This window comes from Roseivivax sp. THAF30, assembly GCF_009363575.1.
In the GTDB taxonomy this organism is placed as follows: Bacteria; Pseudomonadota; Alphaproteobacteria; order Rhodobacterales; family Rhodobacteraceae; genus Roseivivax; species Roseivivax halotolerans.
In genome coordinates, this window is sequence record NZ_CP045389.1 from 2495805 (window position 1) to 2518957 (window position 23153).

Genomic DNA, 23153 nt, shown 5'->3' on the forward strand with positions numbered 1-23153 from the left:
GATGAGCGGTATCGCAAGAAGCGTCCGGCGATTGGTCCAATTCGACGACGTGATCTCCCGCATCATGCGCAACACCGGCATCCTTGTGGTCAGTTCCACGACGATCGGGGTTCTGGGGGTCATCACCCTGGCGGTCACGGCACGCGCGCTTGGTCCCGCCGGGGTGGGAATCCTCGCGTTGGTGGAGGCCTATATTCGTTCGGTGGATCTGATCGTCAGATGGCCGCCGACACAAGCCGTCATCAAATACGCAGCGCGGATGCTCGAAGCCGACGATCGTGAAGCCTTTTCGCGCCTCGTGAAATTATCCATCGTCATCGACCTTGTCGGCGGTTGTCTGTCAGGTGTTATCGCCATCCTGTTGGGATACTGGGCCTCCACATGGTTCGATCTTGGCGGTGACGGCTATCGCTATATCCTTCTGGCCGCAGCATCGCTGTTCTTCTCGTTCCGGCCGACTGGCATCGCCATATTGCGGATGTTCGACAGGTTCGACCTCCTTGCGATAAGCGATACCGGCATCGCGATCGGACGGCTTGTCGTGGCGCTTGTCGCGCTGGCCCTCGATCTCGGCATCTGGGCGTTCGTCACACTTCTGTTCCTGCAGGGCGTGGCGGATGGGCTGGTGGTCTTTTTTCTATCCCTTCGAGAGATGCGTCGACGCGGATACCCGCGGCTCCGCTCCGGATCGGTGCGGCAGGCCCTGGCGGAGAATCCGCGGTTCATCGGCTTCCTGTTCAACACCAATGCCAGCCAAGTCCTGCGTCAAGCGGTGACCCGCTTCGACGTCCTCGCCCTGGGCCTGTTCGTCAGTCCGACCATCGTCGGCTTCTATCAGGTCGCGAAGCGCTCCGGGAAAGCGGTGCAGCGTTTTGGCCGGACCTTGACGCAGGTGCTGTTCCCCGAACTCGCCAGGATGTGGGTACGCGGGGAACGCGCCCAGTTCGACAAACTGATCTGGTTCATCACACGGACGACGCTGGCGATCGTCGCGATCGTGTTTGTACCGCTTGCTTTGCTCATTCCCTTCATCGTTCGGACCTTGTTCGGCGTCGAGTTTCTGGATGCCGTGCCCATTGTGCAGCTGCAACTGGTGGCAATCGTGATAAACCTCGCCGGCGTTTCCTTCCTCCCTGCCCTTCTGAGCATGGGCCTGGACCGCGAACTGATGATACTCGCCATTCTCGTGACCATCGGCTTTGCCGCGGCTTTCGCCCCGGCAGTTTTGCTCGCCGGTGCGCTTGGCGCGATGGGCTGTCATGTGCTCTTCAGCGTGTTCTGGTTTTGCGGCTGCATGTGGCTCTTCTTCCGGCAAGCCCGGAAAGAACGGGCCGCGGCATGAGGCGGGTGAATGGGGTCTTGTCCGGGCTCGCCACCGGCCTGTCACCGGAAACAGCCGGGTCGGTACCTGCCCCGCGACAAAGCCATTCCTGCGATCACGACGACCGCTCGATCCTAGATGCCCCTCGAGGTCATCCACCCGAAAGATACAAATTCCCGCCCGCCCGGCACGAGCGTCTAGCCCTGATGAAGGGGGAGGCTATCCGAAAGGTCGGTTCTCAGGTCTTCTGCTTTCGGGCTATCGTGCTTTGGGTTCAGATATTGTCTGCCGATTTTATCCAAATGTTTTCCGTGGTTATGCTACAAATCAAAGGAGCTTTTCCTGGATTCATGCAACGCATCGACACCTTTGTGGCGAGCGTTGACCTTCCGTGTTCTCGCCCGTTCGATCGTTCATTCCCGTGCATTCGCTGTGCCAAGGCCGTTCGGGTTTTGAATGCAGCTTTTCATTTTGCCGTGCCGGCCGCCGAACCCGGCGGTCGAGATGCAGGCGCCACGCGATTGACGAGGTGGCCGGCGACCCGATCCCGTCAGCGGTCCTGGGCGGCCGACCGTAGCAGATGTTTGACCATCGGACTGGAGATCTGCGGATGACCGCGCAGGAAAGCTTCACACCCATGATGATCGAGTCGTCGCAATCGTCCGATGAACGGATAGGCGTTGCGGAGTTGTTGGTCATCCTTCGGCGTCAAGCAAAGATCGCCGTGTTCATTGTTTTGGCCGTCATGTCTGCCGCACTTTATTATCTGAGCACGGTGGAGGAACGCTTTGTCACTCGCGCCATGCTCGTGCTGACGCAGCAGGAAACGCGCATAGACCGAGCCTTGGCACAGCTTGAATCATTCGACTTGTCGCGCTCGATCGTCGAGACAGAATTGGATGTTCTGAGATCTCGCGAATTCGCAGCAAGTCTCGCAGAGCGTCTGTCGCTCGATGACGAGCCGGCTTTCGCACGGGCTGCCGATGCTCCACCGATCTCAGAGGCGGAGCGGCAGGCCGAGCTGATCGACAAGCTTCTGGCAAGCTATTCGGTGTCCCGCTCGGGTGAAAGTCTGGCTATCGAGATTGTCGCAGAGACTGCGGACCCCGAGCTTACGGCCGCCATCGCCAATGGCGTCGCGGAAACATACATCCAGCGCACGACGTCGGAACGGCGATCCGAGATCCAGCGGTCCGTCACGTTTCTTGAGGCCCGCGTCGAAGAGATGTCCGCCGATGTCGGTGCGATGGAGATGAAGATTGCCGACTTTGTGCGTGAAAACAATCTCGATGACCCGACCCGCCTGAATCGGCTCGTCGCAGAACAGATGCGGTTGCAGACACTGCTTACGACAATTGCAGGCGACCCGGGCCGATCCGCGGAAGTTCGGCGTAGCGAAGCCGATTTGGTCGAGGCCGAGGACCGCCTGCGGAGGCATACATCTGCAAGCTTGTCTCTCGGCGGTATGGAGCGCGCTCTGGAGCTCGAGCAAACCCGCTATCAGCAAGCGATCTCCCGTCTTTACGAGCTCGAAACCCAACTCGACTTCGTGCCGCGCTCGGCGCGGCACGTGACCGAGGCTCGCGTTCCCGTTGAAGCAGACTGGCCAAATACGAAGGTTGCGTTGGCACTGAGCTTCCTAGCGGCGGTTATCCTTGCCTTCGTGGCATCGCTGCTCTTCGAGGCTTTGAATCGGCGTGTCTGGTCCGAAATGGACATCAAGCGGCTTACTGGCCTGACGAATGTCGGCTCGGTTGCGCGCATCCCGCGCCGAGGCATCATGCGGCGCAAACCGACGCCGTTGCAGTTCCTGTCGACCGATCCACGGTCGGTCTTTAACGAAGGTCTGCGCGGAATTTTGACATTGTGGCTGAACGTCTATCGCACAAGCCGCTCGAAAGTAATCATGGTCACGTCGAGCCTTCCCAATGAAGGCAAATCCACCGTTGCACTTTCATTGGCGGGATCTGCGGCGCGGGATGGCTTGCGCGTTCTTGTCTTGGACCTAGACGTTCACGACCAAGGCGTCACGGAGCTTGCCGGTGATAAACGAGCGTCGATGTCGCTTCAGTGGATGGTCGATAAAATCGACAATATCGACAAAGAGGAGGACCCGCCCGAGCTTGGAGAACCGCCTATCATGAGGCACGCCTCTGAGGAGCACTCGGAGGTCGGCGCCGATGAACAGCCTCGACGGTTGGCGGAGGGTCTCGATCTTGTCACTGTCGGCGCTCAGGGCCGCCTAAATCCTCATCTTCTCATGGAGGTGAAAGCCAAGCTCTTTCCGCATTTGCGGACGCAGTACGATTTGATCGTCATAGACACGCCGCCCGTCCTGGTCCTAAACGATGCATGCCGGTTCGGCTCCCTGGCCGACGCAGTTCTGGTCGTGGTTCGCTGGGGCCGCACGAAATCCGACGAATTGCGTGAAACGCATGCCAGGCTGAACAGGAGCGGCGCCCATGTCTTCGGCACCATCCTGAATGACGTGGATCCACGCAAGCAGCTTCGTTACCACACCGGCGGCTATCTCGGAAGTTCTGCTTATGGGAAGACTTTGCCAGACAAGGCTTAGCCGGAAGATTCCGCCCGCGCGGATCTCTCGGAGGATGGCGGCATTGTCGCTCCGCGACGCTGATGCGTCCGTACCGACGTCCCAGAAACATGGTGGAGCCTGATGACCGGCGTGTCTATTCCCGTGCATAGCGCCAATCGCAGCCCGGGACGCACTCGGACGATCGACGCTCTGCGGAGCCTCGATGCAAAGCTGGCGGCGTTGGCAGTTTTCTTGTCGCCAATGAACTACTTCCGGCTCGATCAGGTGTATCTGACGCTCGCGGACCTTGCCGCCTGCGCAACGCTCTTCGTGATGCTGTTGCGAGGGCGCCTGCCTAGGGCACCTTTTGGCATTGTCACTTCGCTCTGGCTGGCGGGCGTCCTGGCGTTGGCGGCCGGGCTGACGTTTGGCTCGATCATCAACGGCGACATGAGTTCGCTGATGGTGATCCTGTCGCAATACGTCTTCACGCTCGTCGTTCTGGTCTACATTTTGGCTGGCCGACCCTATCCCGAAACCGTCGCACTGATGAAGGTGCTGGTCCTCTCTATCACGGTGATCATGGTCTTCGGCGCATACGTCGTGCATTTCGTCCCCAATCCGGACCCGCGGTTCGTATCCGGCAGCGGACGTTTGCGTTCGCTGGTCGAGCGTACGAACGAGGCTGCGGCTCTTGGAGCGATAGGCATTGTTATGGTTCTCAATCTCGCGCTCCTAAGGGAAATCCGCGGGAGTATCGCGTCCTTTTGCCTTCCGGTCCTGCTTTACGGGATCACACTGACAGGGTCCAATACCGGCCTGATCCTCACGACCTTCGGCATTCTCGTAACCGTCGTATTCAGTGGCTCGGCAAAATTTCTTTTCGGAGCAGCCGCGGCGGTCGCGGCGGTCGTGGTCACGACCATCTGTGCAGGCGACATCATTCTGCCCGATGTGTTCCGCGAGCGCGTCCTGAATGCACTCACTTCCGGCGACGTAAATCAGGCCGGCACATTCGAAGATCGATACTACCTGATCCGAGAGGCCCTTCACGTCGCCCGCGACACACTGGTGGTCGGGCTCGGTGCGGATCAGTATCGAACGGTAAGCGCTCACAGCACCCCGGTTCACAACTCCTATCTGTTGCTTCTCACAGAGGGAGGATTACTCGCTCTTATCGGATTGCTCCTGTTGCTCCTGACGGGAGTCAGTGTCGCATGGCTGGCAGTTTTTACCGCGAATGCGCGGACGCAAGGCTTGATCGCATTGACGATCACGCTGATCTACGCGTTCACCCTGAACACCTTTACGCACTTCTACGCGCGCTTCTGGGCCGTTCCCCTCATTTTGGCGCTCGCATTGGCAGCCGCGTCTTTGGACAAGCGACAAAGGAGTCGATAATGGATCAGCAAAACTGCATCCGTGTGCTGTTTCCCTATCAGGATGGTGATGCGATCGGGGGCAGCCATACGTCTTCGCTTACTCTCGCAGCCGGGCTCGACCGCCGAGAGTTTTCGCCGCTCGTGCTTCTGCATGGGGCCCCGGGAGTGCTGGGCGACATGGTGGCCGAGATGGACTTGCCAATCCTTCGCATGGAACGGCCGCCTGTCATGGCCGGTCGCCTGATGCGGAACGCAGACAATGCGTCATTGCAAGGCTATCTGAGACGCTCGTTGCCCGCGTTGGTGCGGCTACTGCGGAAAGAACGGATCGACATCGTTCATACCAATGATGGCGGGATGCACGCGAGCTGGGCGCTACCTGCAAAACTCGCCGGAGCGCGTTTCATCTGGCACCATCGCCAGGCCCCGGACGCCAGGGGCGTGAATCTCGTCGCGCCACTTTTCGCAGATCATATCTTTTCTGTCTCGGAGTTCTCACGACCTTCAAAGCCAGTTCTTGATATCTCGAAGCGCTTCGAAGTGGTCCGCAGCCCGTTCACGTTGTCATCAGACGTGCCTGATCGCCAGGCTGCGCGCCAAACGCTCCTGCAAGAGATTGGCGCGGAAGAGAATGCCTGTCTGATCGGATATTTCGGGTCGTTGATCTCGCGCAAGCGACCCGAACATTTCGTTCGCGTCGTGGACGCAGTGCGGAAGATGATCTCGGATCGGCCAGTGCACGGCCTCATATTCGGGAAAGATCAGGTCGAAGGGCTCGGGATCGAGGCTGAGTGCCGAAAGCTCGTCGACACGCTAGGGATGACCGGATGTCTGCATCTGATGGGACATAGGACACCGGTCGATCCGCTGATCGCGGGTGTGGACGTGCTGGCGGTCACCGCCCTGGATGAGCCCTTCGGCCGGACCTTGATCGAAGCGATGCATGTCGGAACGCCGGTGGTCGCGACGCAACACGGCGGAAATATCGAAGCGATCCAGGATGGGCAAACCGGATTTCTGGTTGATCCGACTGAGCCCGCGGCCTTCGTGCCGGCGATCCGCACTATTTTGGACGAACCAAAAACACGTCGCCGGATCACATCGGCGGCGAAGGGGTTCGCCCGCGCCCTGACGGTCGAGGCGCATGTCTCGAAGGTCTCTTCAGTCTACCGGTCGCTTGTCAGACCGACCGGTGACGGAAAGCGTAGAGTCGCGTATATCGGAAGCGGTACGCCCTGATCGCTCATGCTTCGGCATGTATCGGGAACGCTGATTTTCAGCACATCGGCGGCCGCTTACCGCAACTCGGGAAATTGGTGCGTAGATCCGTCGTCACCCCGGCGAGCGAAGCAAATGCCCTGTTGCCAAATTTGTGAGAGCCTAAAGGGCTTGCGTCGCTTCCAGGATGACCGAACTGCCCTGAACCTTGTCCAACCGCTCGCCGATGCGCCGAGACTCCGCTCCGCAATTAGCGCTCATCTTGTCGATCTTCTTGAGAATTTGATCAGCATCCACTTCTCGAATATCGAAGACATATTCTTCCTGCCCAAAATGTTCCGCAAGATCTATATATTTTGTAGCCCAGCCAAGAATGACCGCGGGAACACTGCTGCGATACCCGAAGATAATGGAGTGGTAGCGAGATGCGACGATAAACTTGAAACGAGATATTATGTCGATCAATTCCGGGCTTGAATACTCGCCCGAAATAATCTTGATACTTTCTTTTCCGGGAACACCGCGAAGAACACTCTCAACCAGATGTGTGTCCGCCCCGGACGTGTTGAGAATGTAGACCTTTTCCCCATTCTTAACAAGTCGCTCCAGTATATTTCTGTACAGATCCAATGATGATTGGGAGTCACCTATCCGAAGCACATTTTCATTGATAATGAGGCCGACGGAGTTTCGCTCCGGATACTCGATTTCATCGGCTCGGGGCGTGGCATAGATATCATTCGCCTTTGGGAAGGCCTTTTCCCGAATAACCATATCAGCGGATAACTCGACGTTTGTCAGCCCGAGAGATGTAAGGCATTCATAGCCTTCCTTCTCTCGAGCATATATCTTGGTGCAATAACTCAGCTCTTTCTTGACTTCGTCGAGGAACGCAGCGTCATCGCTCTCGCCCCAATCAAAAGGACCGAAGCTCTGGGGCATCAATATGATCTTCTTTTTGTACGTCTTGGCCAACCGCACGGTCTCCAGCAGCCGCCGCCCCCCGCCCTTGGGCCAACCGGAACCAAGAGTGTACCCGCTCGCGTCAAAAATCGCATCCGCTTCGCGAAGGGCCTCGTCCATCTCGACAAGCTTCCCGTTCCATTTGTCTTTCTTTCGGATTCTGGAAGCCAGAAGCGTTGCGGTTGATGCCAGAACCGGAACCTTCTGCAAGCCGAGCTTCAGCGCGGGCCGTGTGAAGTCGTCATGCGGGAGAAGGGTGAAGCTGTATACTTCCGGACAATCATATTTATTTGCGAAACCTAGTACCTCGCAATCTCCATAAATCAATTTCAAATGATGCCTGAGCGTGAAGAACATGGCCTGAGACCCCTTGTTCTTCATCTGAACCCCAGTCACGATGAATTTTTTCATAGTCGATCATCAACGGATAGAGAGACCGCTGCCCCAATGTGTTCGGAAATAAGTATTTTCGATCATGCTGGATTGATACGTGCTACCCACGAATTACCTGGAAGTTGTGCCCAACAACAGCTTCTAGTACATTGAAACAGGCCTCCAATCCGCTAGCTGGAAATGAGGCAGTACGTGACACGCAAGGCGCGCAAATTTTCGATAAAGGTATCATTGTAAAAACGAGTTATCTGATAAAATCCTTATGTAAAAGGTATACATTCGTCAATTTACTACTTCAGAAGTTTTAAAAACTACGTTCTTGCATAAGGATAGTGAGCATTCCGGCTGCCTTATGGCTGATTTAGGCACACCCAACCGGTCCAATCAGCCAAATGATACATTTCTGACCAAAGGAGGTAGTACCACACCCACCAAGGCCAGCCCATTACCAGAAGTTCGATTGCGTCTCACAACAGCTCACCGAATTATTTCATAGCGCGACATATTTGGGAATAAATTATTGACGTGTGAAACTCTACTGACCCATTTGAACGCCTACCTGTCAGTTGCAGTTGCTCTTACTTTTGGCCACCGGGAGGTACTCACACGCGAACAGGCTCATTTCTATCCGCCTGAGCCGCGTCTGATCCCTCTCGGCGCGGGTCCTTGATCGGCCAACGGACAAACAAGGCATCTGCAAGCCCGAAGGGCCTGGGGGCCCCTAACCGACAAGTACTTCCACGAAGGATATCTCAGAATGAAAACTCTCGCTAAGACCTTCTTACCGGATACGCAGGTCGATCGTCTTCGGGATGCGCGCCTGCTTCTGAGAGAGTCGAAGGCTGCCAGGATTGTGACCTCTGCGCAGACGGGCGCTCTGCGGTTTGCCTCTCTGACGAAGTCATTCGCGTCTGTCTATTATTCACTCCTGTCAGGGCAATTCCGACGCGAGGAGCGGGCCGTCCTGGCCGGCCTCGCGAAATACCATGCGGAGCTTCAGGACGATGATGCCAATGTCTTCTTGATGCGCCGGAATGTGCATCGGCTCGAAAAGGGTCTGCTTATGCGGCCCCGTCGGCCAGTCTTTGCAAAGGACTACATACTCGAGACCGTCAACGTCTATCGCAAGATCGTTTCAGAACCGGCGCGCTCTCAGGAAAGTTCCGCCGAGTCGCTCCGGTGGGGGTACGACGTTCTGAGCGAATATTTCGCTGTCACCGCAGCTGACCCCGTGATCGATCATGCCCGCGACGTATTCGAAAAATGTCCTCCTGCACCGGGTGCCGGGTCAAACGTAAAGCGAATTCCATACCAACGCGCGCTGGAGGAACAGCCGGTCACATATGAGCAGCTCGAGCAGCTGTCTCTTAAGCGCCGCTCCGTAAGATGGTTCGAGCAGAAGCCCGTCCCCCGCGATCTGCTGGACAAGGCGTTTCACATCGCCAACCTGTCGCCGAGTGCGTGCAACCGTCAGCCTTTCCGGTTCCTCGTCTTCGATGATCCTGAAATGGTTCAGGAGGTTGCGTCACTGCCCGGCGGCACGATCGGCTGGAAACACAACATCCCGGCGATGGTCGTTGTTCTGGGCTCGCTGGATGCATTCTACAGCGAGAAAGATCGTCATGTCATATATATCGACGGTTCGCTTGCATCGATGTCGTTTTCATACGCACTTGAAACTTTGGGCCTCAGCTCGTGTATCTGCAATTGGCCGGACATCGAAGCACACGAGGCGCGCGCGCAAAAGGTTTTGGGACTCCAACCCTATGAGCGACCGATATTCTTCATGGCAGTCGGATATCCTGATCCTGACGCGATGGTTGCCTATTCGCAGAAACGCCCGCTGGACGTCATGCGTCAGTATAATACCGAAATCGCGTCGAGCGAACGCGCATCGGCATAGCTCGCGTCGTCGCGCCATCTTCGTGGTACAAGACTGGGCATCGGTGATCCGTGACTGCCGGAGGAGTAGAGCAACCGGCCGCTAGCCCTTGCGGTACGGTATGTGCATGAGCTCGCGAAGATAGTGACTTTCCCTGTGCTTCAGATTACGGCGAAATCGCAACTTCGACTGCAGGCGCAAAACGTCAGAAATTCATCCCGCGATGGGCCGTGTCCGAGATGTGAAAATTAAATTCGACGACCCGAAGGTATTTTTCTTGGCTCGGATGCTATCAAATCTACGAGGTCGCGTCGACCGACAAGTACCAGTGTTCCAGCGATCTGCCACTGATCTTCTCGAGCGCCAAGATGGACGGCTCATAATAATCAAAGAGCCGGCGTCTTAGATCATCGCTGAGCGGCGGATATTGCTGTTCGCGGGCGATCAAGCCATGCACGGCCTTGAATGCCGCAGTTCTGCGACAGGGCCGAACGATCGGTTTCATCCATTCGAGTCGTTTACGTATCTTCGGAGGAATGTATGGATCGGTCTTGTCTTTTGCTTTCGCTCGAGCGGCCGGAGCAAGCCCCCACGCAGGCAGACCCAAATGAGACCGCACTTGAGCGATCTGATTTTCAGGATCGGCAGCCACACCTTCGTAGAACAGGACCAGCAGCCGATCTCTGCCGAAGAGTTCCAAATACGCCTCGAGATGCGTTGCAAACTGACCGAGTATCAGCAGCCTTTGGTCACCCGCGACAGCGGGCTCAAGATAGGACGCGATATCCGGCCCGACCTCACCGCGGCGGTAAAGCATGCAGTAGTGTGAGTACGCACGTTCGACCGGGTTGCGAAGCTGTACGATCAGTTTCACATGAGGCATGCGATCGTGAATGAGTTTCGCAGCACCAGGCGTGTAGAGATATGAGTTCGATTTCTCACCGATGAGCCGATCGCGCATCTGATCGTTAAACTGTGACAGATACCAGGCGTCCCCTCGGTTGAGGTTTCGCGAAAAATAATGTAGCTCCGGGTCTGGCATGTAGACCGCCGGATCCGACTGAAGTTGGATTTGTAACCAAGTCGTTGCAGACTTGCCAGATCCGATAATCAGGAAATCGATATCCGCGAATTGCATTTAATACCACTCTATCCTTTGAGGCCTTAGGGCGCGGTTGGTGGGCTGCATTCCCTCTGTAATGTGCAACAGCGTTGATGCATGGCAGTTCGGGATCCTTCGGCACGCAGATCGCCTCTGGGTTGTTGTTCGATCGACAACCTAAGGTGAAAGCTACAGCCAATAAGCCTGTTTCCAAATATACCATAAGGCTAGCGGGTACTCCTGTCGGGGCGTAGGGTTCGTTCAATGTCACGCTACCGAGGCTGACCGTATGCGACCGACTGCGATCATGCGTGGGTGCTAAGCGGTAGATGCAGGCCCCTTCGCTCCAAGATCGCACGCGAATGTTTGCAGCCACACGCCGAAGATTGACCAAGCTTGAAATTTTGCGAAGCCTTTTCAATCCTTTGCCACTATCACAGCAGATTGTCGTCGGCTTACGAACGCCTCTAACCAGACACGTATGGCTAGAAGGTCGACACAGAGCGAATCGATTCGAAAGCAACAAGCCCTCATGGCTTACTAAAACACAAGTGAAAAATGAAAGTACTTTCAACCATTAGTTGCTTGCGACATCAGCGAATGTTTAAATCTTTAATATTTAATAAGTTTTCTCGGGGGAGCGGACCTCCGAAACATGCAATCCCGCCCTAGCAAAAATTCACCAGATCAACCGATTTTGTGGTAAGATACTGCTTGTTCCCGAAAAACTATTCTTAGGACTGATATTCACTCGAAGGGAGCAACGATAGATTTTTTTGATACTTAGGGCTTGAGCTAATACCGGGAAGGTTGAGCAATGTTTAAGGTCGGCGTATGCAGTTCTAGTATATTCTTCAGAGGTGCGATCAAAGGTTTGCTGCCAAATCATGACCTCATGGAGTTTGAGACGATACATGATGCTCGGCGTGCGGCAGCAGCGTATCGATGCGTGCAGATAATCGTTCATGAGAATGATCTTCTGAGCGAAACGGGTGATGAATCCAAATTTAGTGATGAAAATCTACGCATAATTGTAATCTCACCGAGGTTCAACCAAGCGAACCTAGCGAGGCTCATTGATAGGGGCATTAGGGGATACCAGCTTGAAACCGTATCGTCATCGGTTCTCCAAGCCACGTTACAACTTGTAGCGCTGGATGAAATCGCCCTGCCCTCGGTCCTTGCCGAGCATCTTGCCGGCATCCCGCGAGATGTGGCCTATGTGCCCCTGTCGGCCAAAGAACTCGTCGTCATGCGTTGTCTGGCAAAGGGCTACGGAAACAAGGAGATTTCTCGATCGGTTGGCATCGCCGAAGCCACTACGAAGGTTCACGTCAAGGCGATCATGCGTAAACTTGGTGTATCCAACCGAACCCAGGCCGCTGTCTGGGCGGTGCGGAACGGCCTCGATCAAGCCTCTTTCCACGCGTGACGCTCAGACCAATTTAACGCTTTAGGGTCGCTGTAAGCCGCGACCCTTTTTTTATACACCAGATCAGGTAAACAATTAATCATTTTGAATTAGATCAAGGCTTATTGATTAACTTTCGCCCTCTTTCAGCTCGAGGCGGGGCATACGTCTACCCCCCTTTTGAGCACTTTCCCGCCGAAGCCGGGCACAGTTAACCTTCTTTGACAACTATTGTCACGATCCCATTTTTGGAGAAGTGAAGTGTCAGAGATAAATAATTTTGATAACGTCCCCGTATTTCCCAGAGCAGGATTATTGGAAATCCTGCAAGAGAAATCCATCCGAATTCGTGCGCTCTTTCTGTGCGACATCATTGCAACCAATTTGGCTTTCCTGATTAGCCTGTCACTCGCCACGGGCATGTTTCCTTTCGTCGAGGGGCTTATCCTACAGATGGGGTTCTTGACCGTCATAGCGATATTCCTGCTGCCGAAACTGGTCGTCTATCGTGCGAACCTTCGCTTTGTGTCACTGGGCGATTTGGTCAGTGTAGGTGTGGCAACAGCCGCCGTCGTGGTGGCTTTCGGTCTGACCCTTGCCATGACCGCCGTCCCCATGCCGCCGGTGCGCGCACTGGCGATCCTACTCTTCGTGCAGACCGCACTTTTATCGGCACCAAGGCTCGCAATGCGCTCGCCCGACCTCCGGTCAGGACTGCGGACCACGCTGGGTCGCTACGGCCCATCACGCGTGACGGAGCCGGTACTCCTCATCGGTCGCGGTACTGCCTGTGATCTGTTTCTGCGGTCGCTACGGACCCAGCCGAGCCTAGCCTACCGCCCGGTGGGCATCATCGACGACATGTCGGACACGACGGGCACCTTCATCCACGGCATTCCGATCCTGGGTGATTACAACGATTGCAGCGCCGTGGTCGCCAATCTGGCCAACCGAAAGGTCAAGGTGGATCGTATCATTCTGACGGAACCGTTGACCCGTCAGGCGACCATCGCGCTCGAGCCGCTTCTCGAATGGGCGCGAGCCGAAGGTATCGCGGTTTCACAGCTTCCTGGTCTGAGCGCGCTGCGTCCGCTGCCCTCCGAAGTCGGTCTTGGCACCATTAATGTATCCGAACTTCTCGATCGGCAGGAGGCTCGGGTCGACTACGCGGCAATCCAGCGGTTGATCCACGGAAGAAGGGTGATGGTAACTGGTGCCGGCGGCTCGATAGGGTCCGAACTGGTGCGCCAAATCGCGTCGCTCAAACCTTCTGAGCTTACGCTTATCGAGAATTGTGAGCTGAACAGTTACCAGATCGACATGGATCTGGCGCGTCATTTCCCTAATGTTCTGCGTCATTCCTACATCTGCTGCATTCGGGACAAGACCCGCCTGAAGGAGATCTTTCGTCGCCATCGGCCGGAACTCGTCTTCAACGCGGCCGCGCTGAAGCATGTGCCCATCGTCGAGTGCAATCCGTGCGAAGGCGTCCTGACCAATGCGATCGGTGCTCGCAACGTAGCCGATTTGGCCGCCGAGACAGGCTCGATGGCAATGATCCAGATCTCGACCGACAAGGCCGTCAATACTTCGAACGTGATGGGCGCGACCAAACGTGTGGCGGAAATGTATTGCCAGGCACTCGATCGCAAGCTGCCGACCCGCTTCATGACTGTCCGGTTCGGCAACGTGCTCGGCTCATCGGGATCACTTGTGCCTTTGTTCAAGAAGCAGATCGATGAGGGCGGTCCTCTGACGGTCACCGATCCGCGTATGACGCGCTTCTTCATGACCATCCGTGAAGCGGTCGAGCTGACCCTTCTAGCCTCCGCGAGCGGACTTCAGCACACCACGTTGCAGGGGCAGATCATGGTTCTGGATATGGGCAAGCCGATCCGGATCATGAGCTTGGCAGAAAGGATGATCGGCCTCGCAGGCCTGGTGCCGGGGCGAGACATCGAGATCAAGACCGTGGGCATTCGCCCGGGCGAGAAGCTTTTTGAAGAACTTTTCGACGCCCGTGAGATGCGCTCTGAAAGCCCGGTTGAAGGCATCCTCGTTGCCACTGCCGAAGGACGCCGTCTTGAGGATATGCAAAAAGCCATTGCCTCGCTTGAGATCGCCGCCCGTCGCGGTGATGCCGCCGCGGTTATCTCTCAACTGTCGCAGATCGTTCCTGGCTACGCTTCCGCTGCCATAGGCGACGCGAAGGCCCTGCTGCCCGCTACCGTTGTCCCGAGCAGCCTAGCTCAGCCCGGTCCCGCATTTGCTGCAAACCAAGCAGAGGTGATGTGATGCCTCAGGATGTCTCCATTCGCAATGGCGTCTCCGGAACTGCCGTGGTGCCACTCCAGCCTTCTGCCCCATCGATCCCGACGCGCCCCATCTGGCCTCATTTCGATGAGGAGCAAATCCGTGAAGTGACACGTGTGCTGCAAAGCGGCCGTGTGAATGCGTGGACAGGAACCGAGGTTTCGGACTTCGAGACCGCCTTTCGCGAGATGACAGGCGCATCCCACGCGATTGCGCTGGCCAATGGCAGCCTGTCGCTGAACCTCGCCATGGAATGCCTGGACCTCGAGCCAGGGGACGAAGTCATCGTTACTCCGCGCAGCTTCGTCATCTCGGCGAGTGCAGTCATCCTGGCTGGCGGGACACCGGTCTTTGCCGATGTCGACCCTGATACTCAGAACATCACACCCGAAAGCATTTCCGCGCAGATCACCAAGCGTACCGTTGGTATAATTCCCGTGCATCTGGCCGGCTGGCCTTGCGACATGCCCGGCATCATGGAGGTGGCACGCACTCATGGCCTATGGGTTATCGAGGATTGTGCGCAAGCTCACGGCGCTCAGATCGAAGGCCGCCACGTAGGCACCTTTGCCGATTTCGGTTCATTCTCGTTCTGCCAGGACAAGATCATTTCGACGGGCGGCGAAGGCGGCATGCTCGTCACTCAAAGAGAGCCATTGTGGCGCGAAGCTTGGTCACGCAAAGATCACGGCAAAGACTACGATCTTGTGCATAGCCAAGCACATCCACCCGGCTTCCGCTGGTTGCATACTCGTGCAGGAACAAACTTGCGCATGTCGGGCATTGCAGCCGCAATTGGCTCGGTGCAGGTCCGCCGAATGCCGCTGTGGACCGACCTACGCCATCGCAACGCGCAGATCCTCGCAGACGGTCTGCGCGACTGCCCGGCCCTGCGGGTACCGATGCCGGGCAAAGGCATAAGGCACGCCTGGTATCGATTCTACGCATTCACCCGGACTGATCGGCTGAAACCGGGTTGGAGCCGCGACAGGATTATTCAAGAGCTTGCCGAACGCGGCCAGTCTGTCTTCAGTGGCAGCTGCCCCGAGATATACAACGAAGGCGTATTCCGGTCTCGAAGATTCACCCCAGCCAGCCCGCTTCCGGTCGCGCACGAATTGGGACACACCAGTCTCGCCTTTCGCGTGGATCCGACGATTGAGCCCGCTGAGATGCATGTGATGGTCCAAGCAGTGCGCGACGTAATGAAACTGGCAACCCGCTAGGGACCGGCGAGCTGCAAGTGGCTCTTCAAAAGCGAAATACCAGCATCATGGCCAATTGAGGCGGCCGGCATTTCTCAGCTCCCGAGTGTGACGATTCAACTTGCGGTGGCATCAACCCTACCGATCTCAAAGGTCGTAAATCGCCAATATGACACCTCTCGCACCAGTCTCCGCCGATTACGTCCATAGCGCCTCAGTACAAACCGGCAGCGGAATTCGTCTTTTAGTCGGGTGCTAGCCTTAAGGCGTAGCTTGGATCACAAAGGGGAATTGAGCCTCCCCTTCTAAATCTGCACACCTTCTGAGCAGAGTTCCGATCGTCATGGGTGGAACATGAGAACTGTTTTCGTGGGGGCTGTCGAAGGGTCCTTGGAGGCCCTGAAAGCGTTGGTCGCATCCGGGCAAACACCTGACCTTGTGGTAACGCTACCGCCGTCAAAGTCCGCGCGCCACTCAGATTTTGCCGACCTGTCCGATTTAGCGCGAGGCTCAGGATCGCAGCTTTTATACACGACCGATATCAACGATGCAGCCACCGTCTCGGAGATATCTTCTCGCGCCCCTGATTTGGCTCTGGTCATAGGCTGGTCCCAGATCTGCCGGGAGCCTTTCCGGTCTTTGCCACGGCACGGCACGCTGGGCTTTCACCCTGCACCTCTTCCGCAATTGCGGGGCCGCGCGGCGATCCCGTGGACAATTCTCGCCGGGCTGGAAGAAACCGCAGCCAGCCTGTTTTGGATAGACGCAGGCTGCGACACCGGGGACATTGCCGCGCAGACTTTCATTCAAGTAACGCCGCGTGAAACCGCCCGCTCGCTCTACAACAAACAAGTGAGTGCGATGTGCGAGCTGCTGCCGAGAGTTGTAGCAGAGATTTCAGCCGGCAAAATTACGCGCCTCCCCCAGGATCCGGCCGGCGCAAGCTATTGCGCAAAACGCCGACCTGAAGATGGCCGTATCGACTGGACCCGTTCTGCTGTGCAACTGGACCGTCTGATACGAGCGGTCGGGGATCCCTATCCCGGGGCGTTCACCGAACTGGACGGGCGTCTAGTGCATATCGATAGCGCTCACGTCTTTGAGGGTCCGCCCCTCTATATTGGATTGCCAGGTCAGATTCAGGACCAGACCGACGGTGGGTTCCGCGTCAGCTGCGGGGATTTCACCTGCCTGGAAGTCACCAGTTGGCGTGCCTCCAGCCCGGGACCGCTGCCTCGGCATGCGGTCTTTGGCGCGTCAAGGAAAGTGCCCGCATGACGGCGTGGGGACCGCGCGTTCTTATCACGTCCGCAGGGCGTCGAGCCGGTCTTGTCGAGGCATTTCGCGCGGCCGGACCTGCCCTCGGCGTACCCGCTACGATCTACGCCGCCGACATGAACTCGATGCTCAGCGCGGGATGCGCGGCCGCGGATTACTCATTCGACGTGCCGTCTTGTACTGATCCGGACTACATTGATACGCTTCTCGAGTTTTGCGCCGCGGAAGACATAATGCTGCTCGTGCCGACGATCGACACCGAATTGGCGGTCCTTGCAGATGCGAGCCCTCGCTTCGCCGAAATTGGCTGCCGTGTCCACGTCGCCCCGCGCGCGCTCATCGATATTGCGCGCGACAAACAGCGCACCTGCGCTCTTTTGGCGGAGCATGGCGTGCCGACACCCCGCAGCTATACCCCCGAGATCGCCCGCACTTTGCAAGACCCCGGCGCGTGGCCACTCTTCGCGAAACCCGTCGCTGGAAGTGCCAGCCGCGGGTTGATGAAGATCGAGACGCCGAGGGACATTCCCGCTCGCTTCAACGAGCCAACGATACTTCAGGAATATCTCGACGGACCCGAATATACCGTCAACGTTTTCGTGGACAAGTACGGCTCCTTGCGCACTGCCGTGCCGCATCTCCGCCTGTCCGTCCGCGCCGGTGAAGTAGAAAAAGGGCGCACGGTCCGTGATCCCAGGTTCACGCAGATCGCCCGCAATCTGGTCGATGCGCTGCCTGGTCCCATCGGCGTGATGTGTTACCAAATTATCGACGACAAGAATAGCGGACCGAAGGTCTTCGAGATCAACGCGCGGTTTGGCGGCGGATTTCCGTTGGCGGACCGCGCAGGCGCGACTTTCGCGCGCTGGCTGCTGGCAGAGTGTCTGGGCCGAGATAGTGGAGCCCACGACAACTGGATCGATGGGGTGGAAATGATCCGATACGACGCCGCCTTCTTCAATATGCCGCAGACGAGTGCTGCCTGCGCCTCTCCGGCGAAATGACCTTCGTCGTTTTCGATCTAGACGATACGCTTTACCTGGAACGCAACTTTATCCTAAGCGGCTACCGGGCTGTTGGCATCTACGCGCGCGATCAGCATGGCATCGAGAATTTGGAACCGGCCTGCCGAACGGTTTTTGCCAGCGGAGAGCGGCGTCGCGTTTTTGACAAGGCTTTGCTGAGCCTCGGCGCCATGCCCGAGCGTGATCTGGTGCAGGATCTCGTTAGGATCTACCGCGGTCATACGCCCATGATCGCCCTACAGGCGGATGCCGATCGCGCTCTGCGCCGCTTTTCAGGCCGGTGCGCGTTGATCAGCGATGGCCCCGCGAAGACGCAGGCCGCCAAGGTCGCGGCACTGGGGCTGAAGGATCGACTGTCGCCGATCATTCTGACGGGCACGCTTGGAATTGGGGCCGGCAAACCGGCGCCCCTGGCCTTCGAAATGCTCGAGGATGCCACCGGATTAAGCGGTGCCGACCTGGTTTATGTCGCGGACAACCCGGTCAAGGATTTCGTGAGTCCGCGCCGAATGGGATGGCAGACTGTGATGATCGCGCGAAAGATGCGGGTTCATCTCAGCCCTCCCCCGACGACAGATCATGCCGCCGCGCACAGGATCACATCGCTGGACATGCTGGACGACTGCCTGACAAGAGACCCCAAGGACTGAGAGGGAAGCTCTGCCAACGAAACTCCCGCACGCTCGGGCCTGCCCGGACATATCGCAGGACGGCACGAGACCCGGTATTGAGACCGCCTTCGCCGGTCGGATTGCTTTCACTCTCTTATGCGCCGGACGCTAGTCCTTTCAGAGTATTCCGCGCCTCTTGCCCAAGATCTAGATTGCGAAGAGCACAGCAGCGGAGCGACCTGTCGTGACCCATTTCAATCCGATCGATTCCGCGGAGGCGTCAAGACCCATCCCCGCGGCGACTGGACCCGAGGATTGCCGCCGTCTCGAGATGACACCGGCCGTTTGCCATCATCGCTCAGGCAGGTCGGACGGCCCCCATCGGCGCACGTTGAGTGCCGTCGGCGCGAGGCGCGGCGACGCTCAAAACGAAAGCCTCAACAACGGCTTTTCGAGAACTTGTAGGCCGCATCCCCGATCCCTGGCTTGAATAGGTACAGAGCATGTCTGATATCTCATCTTTCTTAAGGCACGCAGGACTGACGCTTCTCGCCTCGGTCCTGCCCGTTGCAGCCCTGGCCGAGGCTTTTCCAGGCGCAGTGGGCTACGGCAAGGACGCAGATGGCTGGCGCGGCGGACGCGTCCTGTCGGTTACCAATACCAATCCCGAAGGCCCCGGCTCTCTGAGGGCGTGCGCCGAGGCGGAAGGTCCGCGGGTCTGCCTTGTCCGTACCGCCGGAACGATAATCCTCGATCGCCCCATCAAGGTGGCGTCGAACGTCTATATTGCGGGCCAGACCGCGCCGGGCGACGGCCTGCAGATTAGACTCGACGGCGAGGGTGCGACCCCGATTGTCATCAAGGGCGTCAACGATGTCCTGATACGGTTCCTCAAGGTTCGTCCTGGCCCGACCGATATCCCCCATCCTTCGGTCGACGCCGTCACGGTCGAAAATGCGCAGCACGTCTACCTCGACCACATGTCGCTGTCCTTTTCGACGGACGAGACATTCAACGTCCACGCCAGCCGCGGCGAGACCTCGCACGTCACCCTGGCGCGCAGTCTTCTGAGCTATTCGCTGGATCGCTCGAGCCATCCAGAGGGACGCCACTCGAAAGGCGCGCTCATCTGCTCGTCCGAAAAGTCGGCGACCGGGTGCGGACGGATCACACTCTGGCGCAACCTCTTTGCGCATCATCGCGACCGGATGCCCGACGTGAATGCGTCGGAGATCGGCCCTGTCGAGGTGGTCAACAACCTGTTCTTCAATCCGATCAGCCAGTTCGGCGAATACTACAACCTCGTTGGCGATACGCGTATCGCCCATATTGCAAATGTCGCGGTGCCCGGTCCAAGCACGCATGACGACACGCCCCCGGCAGTCGAAGTCTTTCTTTTGCATGACGCGAATCCGTTGGGACTCAGGGCAGAGGACAATCTGGCATTCGGCGGACCCTGTGTCTCAAATCCGGGCCCGGCGGTTCTCGGCCCGACCGCGCGGTCCCGGATCGACTTGGACGTACCCTTGTCCGAGGGCCTGCCGATCCTGCCAGCCGCGCAGGTGATGGACGCGTTGCTGCCCATGGTTGGCGATATCCTCCACCGTGACGCCCTCGACATCCGCGCATTGGACGGTCTCATCAACTGCTCCGGAAGGGTCATAGATCGCGTCGAACAGGTCGGCGGGTGGCCGGTTCTCGCGGGTGCCGTGCCCGACCCCGATACGGATGGCGATGGCATGCCGGACGCTTGGGAGGCCACACACCCTTCGCTGTCCGGGGAGAGCTATGACGATGCCTGGGCCGCCGATCCCGATTCCGGCCTGTCTTTTCTCGAAACCTATCTTTCGACGCTGGCGGGCGATTTGCCCGAGGCGCGCTGATCACTGGACCATGCCCTTCGCCAAGCCCGACCGTCCCACGCTCCAAAGCCCCAAGGTGGCCCTCGTTCAGGCTGGTCTTGGCAGCGGCGGAACGGAAAAAGTGCTGGCGCGACTTGCCGCGCATCTCGACGCGCAGGGTTATGCGGTCACGATGGTATCCTTTCAAGGCGACCCTGAAGCCCCCTACTATCCGGTTCCAGACAGCGTGCGATTGCGCAGCTTGCAGGTCGAGATCGGCACCGACGCATCCCGGAGCACGCGGCGCCGTGTGCCCTGGCTGCGCGCGGTCTTGCGGGATCAGGACCTCGCTCTGTCTTGCCTGACCAAGATCAACGTGCAGACAGCATTGGCAACACTCGGCCTGAGACAGCCCCGAATAGCGTCCGAGCGAAACAATTTCCAACGCCAGCAGATGAACCGTCTATGGCGTTGGTCGATGCCTGTCGCACTCGCCGGAGCGGATCGCGTGATCATGCAGACCGCCGCCGCGCGCGATGCGCTGCCGGCCTGGTCCATGCGCCGAGCCGTAATCATCCCCAACCCAATTCCTGATCTGCTTGGCGCACCGCCTCCCCCCCCGAAGCCAGAGCTGGTTGCTGTCGGCAGGCTCACGGACCAGAAGGCGTTCGACACGCTGCTGCACGCGTTGGCGCTTGCCAGGGACCGAGGCAACGCGATGCCTCTGACAATCTACGGCGTCGGAGAACTGGAGGAACAGCTTCGGACGCTTGCGAGATCTTTGGGGTTGCGAGATCAGGTACGCTTTGCCGGCCGGTCCGACGTGCCTCATGGCTGGACCGCCCGTCCCGGGATCTTCGTTCTTTCTTCCCGCTTCGAAGGGTTTCCAAATGTCCTTATTGAGGCGATGGCCGCAGGGTTCGCGGTTCTTTCCACACGCTGCGATTGGGGACCGTCCGAGATCGTGACCCATGAACTCGACGGGTTGCTGGTTCCGATGGACGACCCCGCATCGATGGCCGATGGTCTCATCCGACTACACAAAGACGCACACCTGCGCGTGCAACTGGCAAATGCCGCACGTATCCGCGCGGTTGAATACGTCGAAGCCAACGTTATGGAGCAATGGGAAGCGGTGATCGCTGACGTGTTGTCGACGCGAAACCGAAAGACGTCGGGTCGCACGGCCCTCAATCACTTGGCCCGCAAGATCGGCACCGACCCGAAAACCGGCACGCCGCGCGATTGAAGAAAATTCTGCAACTGCCTGCTCCGTTCCCGCGCCTGCGAAGATCGGAGTCTCTATTTTGCTCCTCGGCATCGCGGTTATCTGTCATCCTGACGTCACAGGATACCCCTACCCCTCGCGCGCATGTCTTCTCCCTCGCTCTCTCGCATCGCCCGCATCTTTCACAGGATCGGCTGGCTGTCCTTCGGTGGGCCCGCCGCCCAGATCGCGCTGATGCACCGCACCATCGTCGATGAGGAGCGCTGGCTCGACGAGCCGCGTTACTTGCGAGCGCTGTCGTTCTGCATGCTATTGCCCGGCCCCGAGGCGATGCAGGTCGCGACTTATGCCGGCTGGTCGCAGCGCGGCATCCTCGGCGGATTGATCGCGGGCGGGCTTTTCGTTCTGCCGGGTGCGCTCGTCATCGCGGCGCTGGCGCTGGCCTACTCCGCGCTTGGCACCGCGCCCCTTGCCGAAGCTCTGCTGCTCGGCGTGCAGGCAACGGTGATCGTGATCGTCCTGCAAGCGCTCTGGCGGCTCTCCTCTCGAAGCCTCAAAGGTCCAGCGCGGCTTGTCCTTGCGCTTGCCGCTTTCATCGCGATCTACGCGCTCGATCTGCCCTACCCTGCGATCCTCGCCGTCGCCGCCGGGATCGGCGCGCTGGCTTTCCGGGAGGACGCGCCGGGCGAAGCGGCCCCGGCCCTCCCGAGCCTGCCCCTCCGCACGATCACGCTCTGGACAGCGCTTTGGCTCGCACCCTTGGCGTTTCTCTGGATCGCCGACGCCCCTTTCCTGACCTCTGTCGGAGCTTTTTTCGCGAAACTCGCCGTTGTCAGCTTTGGCGGCGCCTACGCGGCACTCGCCTACATGGCGCAGGACGCGGCCTGGGTCGATGCGGAGACGATGATCGACGCGCTCGGTCTCGCGGAGACCACGCCGGGCCCGCTCGTTCTTGCCACGCAATTCGTCGCGATGAGCGCGGGGCACGAAGCGGGCGGCGCGGTGTTGTCGGTCCTCGCCGGGCTCCTGACGCTCTGGATGATGTTCCTGCCCTCCTTCCTGTTCATCTTCGCTTTCGCCGCGCATATCGATTGGCTGAGCGGCCGGCCGGGCCTGTCGGGAGCACTCAGCGGGGTCACCGCGGCTGTGGTCGGCGTGATCCTCAACCTTTCGGTCTTTTTCGCTTTGAACGTCCTGTTCGCCGAAACGAGGCGGCTCTCCGGTGGCCCGTTCGACGTGGAAGTCCCTGTTTTTGCCAGCCTCTCTCCACTTGCGCTCGGACTGACGCTGTTCGCCGGCGGCCTCATCTTACTCCTGAACCGCAATATCGTCACGACGCTCGCCCTGACCGCGGCGCTTTCGGCGGCAATCTCGCTCCTCTGACGGCGCAGCGGGATTTTTGGGGCCCGCGCCCCTTTCGCTCGGCCTGAAAACCAATATGCTC

At 58.3% G+C, this 23153-nt stretch carries 16 protein-coding genes; 14 read left to right on the top strand and 2 right to left on the bottom strand.

Annotated features, from left to right (window positions below):
* Window position 1: 1 nt before the first annotated feature.
* The 4 genes from FIU91_RS12100 (at window position 2) to FIU91_RS12115 (ending at window position 6478) form a co-directional block, all read left to right on the top strand.
* Window positions 2-1342, top strand: coding sequence for a lipopolysaccharide biosynthesis protein (locus FIU91_RS12100; protein ID WP_152462641.1), 1341 nt, complete (start codon window positions 2-4; stop codon window positions 1340-1342).
* A 589-nt stretch (window positions 1343-1931) separates the two neighbouring features.
* Entirely contained in the window at window positions 1932-3896 is a 1965-nt protein-coding gene (locus tag FIU91_RS12105; protein WP_172975000.1) for an AAA family ATPase, read from the top strand.
* Window positions 3897-3998: 102 nt separating this feature from the next.
* Window positions 3999-5258 carry an O-antigen ligase family protein gene (locus FIU91_RS12110; protein WP_152462643.1) on the top strand — a complete coding sequence of 420 codons (1260 nt, stop codon included), beginning with the start codon at window positions 3999-4001 and terminating at the stop codon, window positions 5256-5258.
* A complete protein-coding gene (locus FIU91_RS12115; RefSeq protein WP_172975001.1) occupies window positions 5258-6478 on the top strand; it encodes a glycosyltransferase family 4 protein in 1221 nt (406 codons plus the stop codon). Before FIU91_RS12110 ends, FIU91_RS12115 begins: the two co-directional genes overlap by 1 nt.
* A gap of 141 nt (window positions 6479-6619) precedes the next feature.
* Here the strand turns inward: FIU91_RS12115 and FIU91_RS12120 are convergent, their stop codons facing one another.
* A complete protein-coding gene (locus FIU91_RS12120) occupies window positions 6620-7831 on the bottom strand; it encodes a polysaccharide pyruvyl transferase family protein (protein WP_152462645.1) in 1212 nt (403 codons plus the stop codon).
* Window positions 7832-8570: 739 nt separating this feature from the next.
* Between FIU91_RS12120 and FIU91_RS12125 the strand changes: the two genes are divergently transcribed.
* Complete coding sequence (locus FIU91_RS12125; RefSeq protein WP_093011030.1) at window positions 8571-9716, top strand: nitroreductase family protein; 1146 nt, start codon at window positions 8571-8573, stop codon at window positions 9714-9716.
* 277 nt (window positions 9717-9993) lie between these two features.
* On the opposite strand, the gene FIU91_RS12130 is transcribed toward FIU91_RS12125, so the two are convergent.
* Window positions 9994-10833, bottom strand: a complete 840-nt coding sequence (locus tag FIU91_RS12130; protein WP_152462646.1) for a sulfotransferase — start codon at window positions 10831-10833, stop codon at window positions 9994-9996.
* Window positions 10834-11614: 781 nt separating this feature from the next.
* On the opposite strand from FIU91_RS12130, the gene FIU91_RS12135 reads away from it, so the two are divergent.
* The 9 genes from FIU91_RS12135 (at window position 11615) to chrA (ending at window position 23092) form a co-directional block, all read left to right on the top strand.
* Window positions 11615-12229: a response regulator transcription factor gene (locus tag FIU91_RS12135; protein WP_152462647.1), complete on the top strand. Its 615-nt coding sequence runs from the start codon at window positions 11615-11617 to the stop codon at window positions 12227-12229.
* 294 nt (window positions 12230-12523) lie between these two features.
* Complete coding sequence (locus tag FIU91_RS12140; protein ID WP_152462648.1) at window positions 12524-14503, top strand: nucleoside-diphosphate sugar epimerase/dehydratase; 1980 nt, start codon at window positions 12524-12526, stop codon at window positions 14501-14503.
* Window positions 14503-15747, top strand: coding sequence for a DegT/DnrJ/EryC1/StrS aminotransferase family protein (locus FIU91_RS12145; RefSeq protein WP_152462649.1), 1245 nt, complete (start codon window positions 14503-14505; stop codon window positions 15745-15747). The genes FIU91_RS12140 and FIU91_RS12145 overlap by 1 nt, the downstream gene beginning before the upstream one ends.
* A gap of 333 nt (window positions 15748-16080) precedes the next feature.
* A complete protein-coding gene (locus FIU91_RS12150) occupies window positions 16081-17004 on the top strand; it encodes a methionyl-tRNA formyltransferase (protein WP_152462650.1) in 924 nt (307 codons plus the stop codon).
* Window positions 17001-18008 (top strand): ATP-grasp domain-containing protein, encoded by a 1008-nt coding sequence (locus FIU91_RS12155; protein ID WP_152462651.1) that lies wholly within the window; start codon window positions 17001-17003, stop codon window positions 18006-18008. The genes FIU91_RS12150 and FIU91_RS12155 overlap by 4 nt, the downstream gene beginning before the upstream one ends.
* Window positions 18005-18679 (top strand): HAD family hydrolase, encoded by a 675-nt coding sequence (locus FIU91_RS12160; protein ID WP_152462652.1) that lies wholly within the window; start codon window positions 18005-18007, stop codon window positions 18677-18679. Before FIU91_RS12155 ends, FIU91_RS12160 begins: the two co-directional genes overlap by 4 nt.
* A gap of 464 nt (window positions 18680-19143) precedes the next feature.
* A complete protein-coding gene (locus FIU91_RS12165; protein WP_152462653.1) occupies window positions 19144-20523 on the top strand; it encodes a polysaccharide lyase family 1 protein in 1380 nt (459 codons plus the stop codon).
* Between the two features lie 10 nt (window positions 20524-20533).
* On the top strand, window positions 20534-21730 hold the full coding sequence (locus FIU91_RS12170; RefSeq protein WP_172975002.1) for a glycosyltransferase: 1197 nt from the start codon (window positions 20534-20536) through the stop codon (window positions 21728-21730).
* 123 nt (window positions 21731-21853) lie between these two features.
* A complete protein-coding gene (gene chrA, locus FIU91_RS12175; protein ID WP_152462655.1) occupies window positions 21854-23092 on the top strand; it encodes a chromate efflux transporter in 1239 nt (412 codons plus the stop codon).
* Window positions 23093-23153 lie beyond the last annotated feature (61 nt).

Bases quoted from the DNA above. Each gene is read 5' to 3' on its own strand.
- FIU91_RS12100 (WP_152462641.1), top strand. From the start codon at position 2: ATGAGCGGTATCGCAAGAAGCGTCCGGCGATTGGTCCAATTCGACGAC.
- FIU91_RS12105 (WP_172975000.1), top strand. From the start codon at position 1,932: ATGACCGCGCAGGAAAGCTTCACACCCATGATGATCGAGTCGTCGCAA.
- FIU91_RS12110 (WP_152462643.1), top strand. From the start codon at position 3,999: ATGACCGGCGTGTCTATTCCCGTGCATAGCGCCAATCGCAGCCCGGGA.
- FIU91_RS12115 (WP_172975001.1), top strand. From the start codon at position 5,258: ATGGATCAGCAAAACTGCATCCGTGTGCTGTTTCCCTATCAGGATGGT.
- FIU91_RS12120 (WP_152462645.1), bottom strand. From the start codon at position 7,831: ATGAAAAAATTCATCGTGACTGGGGTTCAGATGAAGAACAAGGGGTCT.
- FIU91_RS12125 (WP_093011030.1), top strand. From the start codon at position 8,571: ATGAAAACTCTCGCTAAGACCTTCTTACCGGATACGCAGGTCGATCGT.
- FIU91_RS12130 (WP_152462646.1), bottom strand. From the start codon at position 10,833: ATGCAATTCGCGGATATCGATTTCCTGATTATCGGATCTGGCAAGTCT.
- FIU91_RS12135 (WP_152462647.1), top strand. From the start codon at position 11,615: ATGTTTAAGGTCGGCGTATGCAGTTCTAGTATATTCTTCAGAGGTGCG.
- FIU91_RS12145 (WP_152462649.1), top strand. From the start codon at position 14,503: ATGCCTCAGGATGTCTCCATTCGCAATGGCGTCTCCGGAACTGCCGTG.
- FIU91_RS12150 (WP_152462650.1), top strand. From the start codon at position 16,081: ATGAGAACTGTTTTCGTGGGGGCTGTCGAAGGGTCCTTGGAGGCCCTG.
- FIU91_RS12155 (WP_152462651.1), top strand. From the start codon at position 17,001: ATGACGGCGTGGGGACCGCGCGTTCTTATCACGTCCGCAGGGCGTCGA.
- FIU91_RS12160 (WP_152462652.1), top strand. From the start codon at position 18,005: ATGACCTTCGTCGTTTTCGATCTAGACGATACGCTTTACCTGGAACGC.
- FIU91_RS12165 (WP_152462653.1), top strand. From the start codon at position 19,144: ATGTCTGATATCTCATCTTTCTTAAGGCACGCAGGACTGACGCTTCTC.
- FIU91_RS12170 (WP_172975002.1), top strand. From the start codon at position 20,534: ATGCCCTTCGCCAAGCCCGACCGTCCCACGCTCCAAAGCCCCAAGGTG.
- chrA (WP_152462655.1), top strand. From the start codon at position 21,854: ATGTCTTCTCCCTCGCTCTCTCGCATCGCCCGCATCTTTCACAGGATC.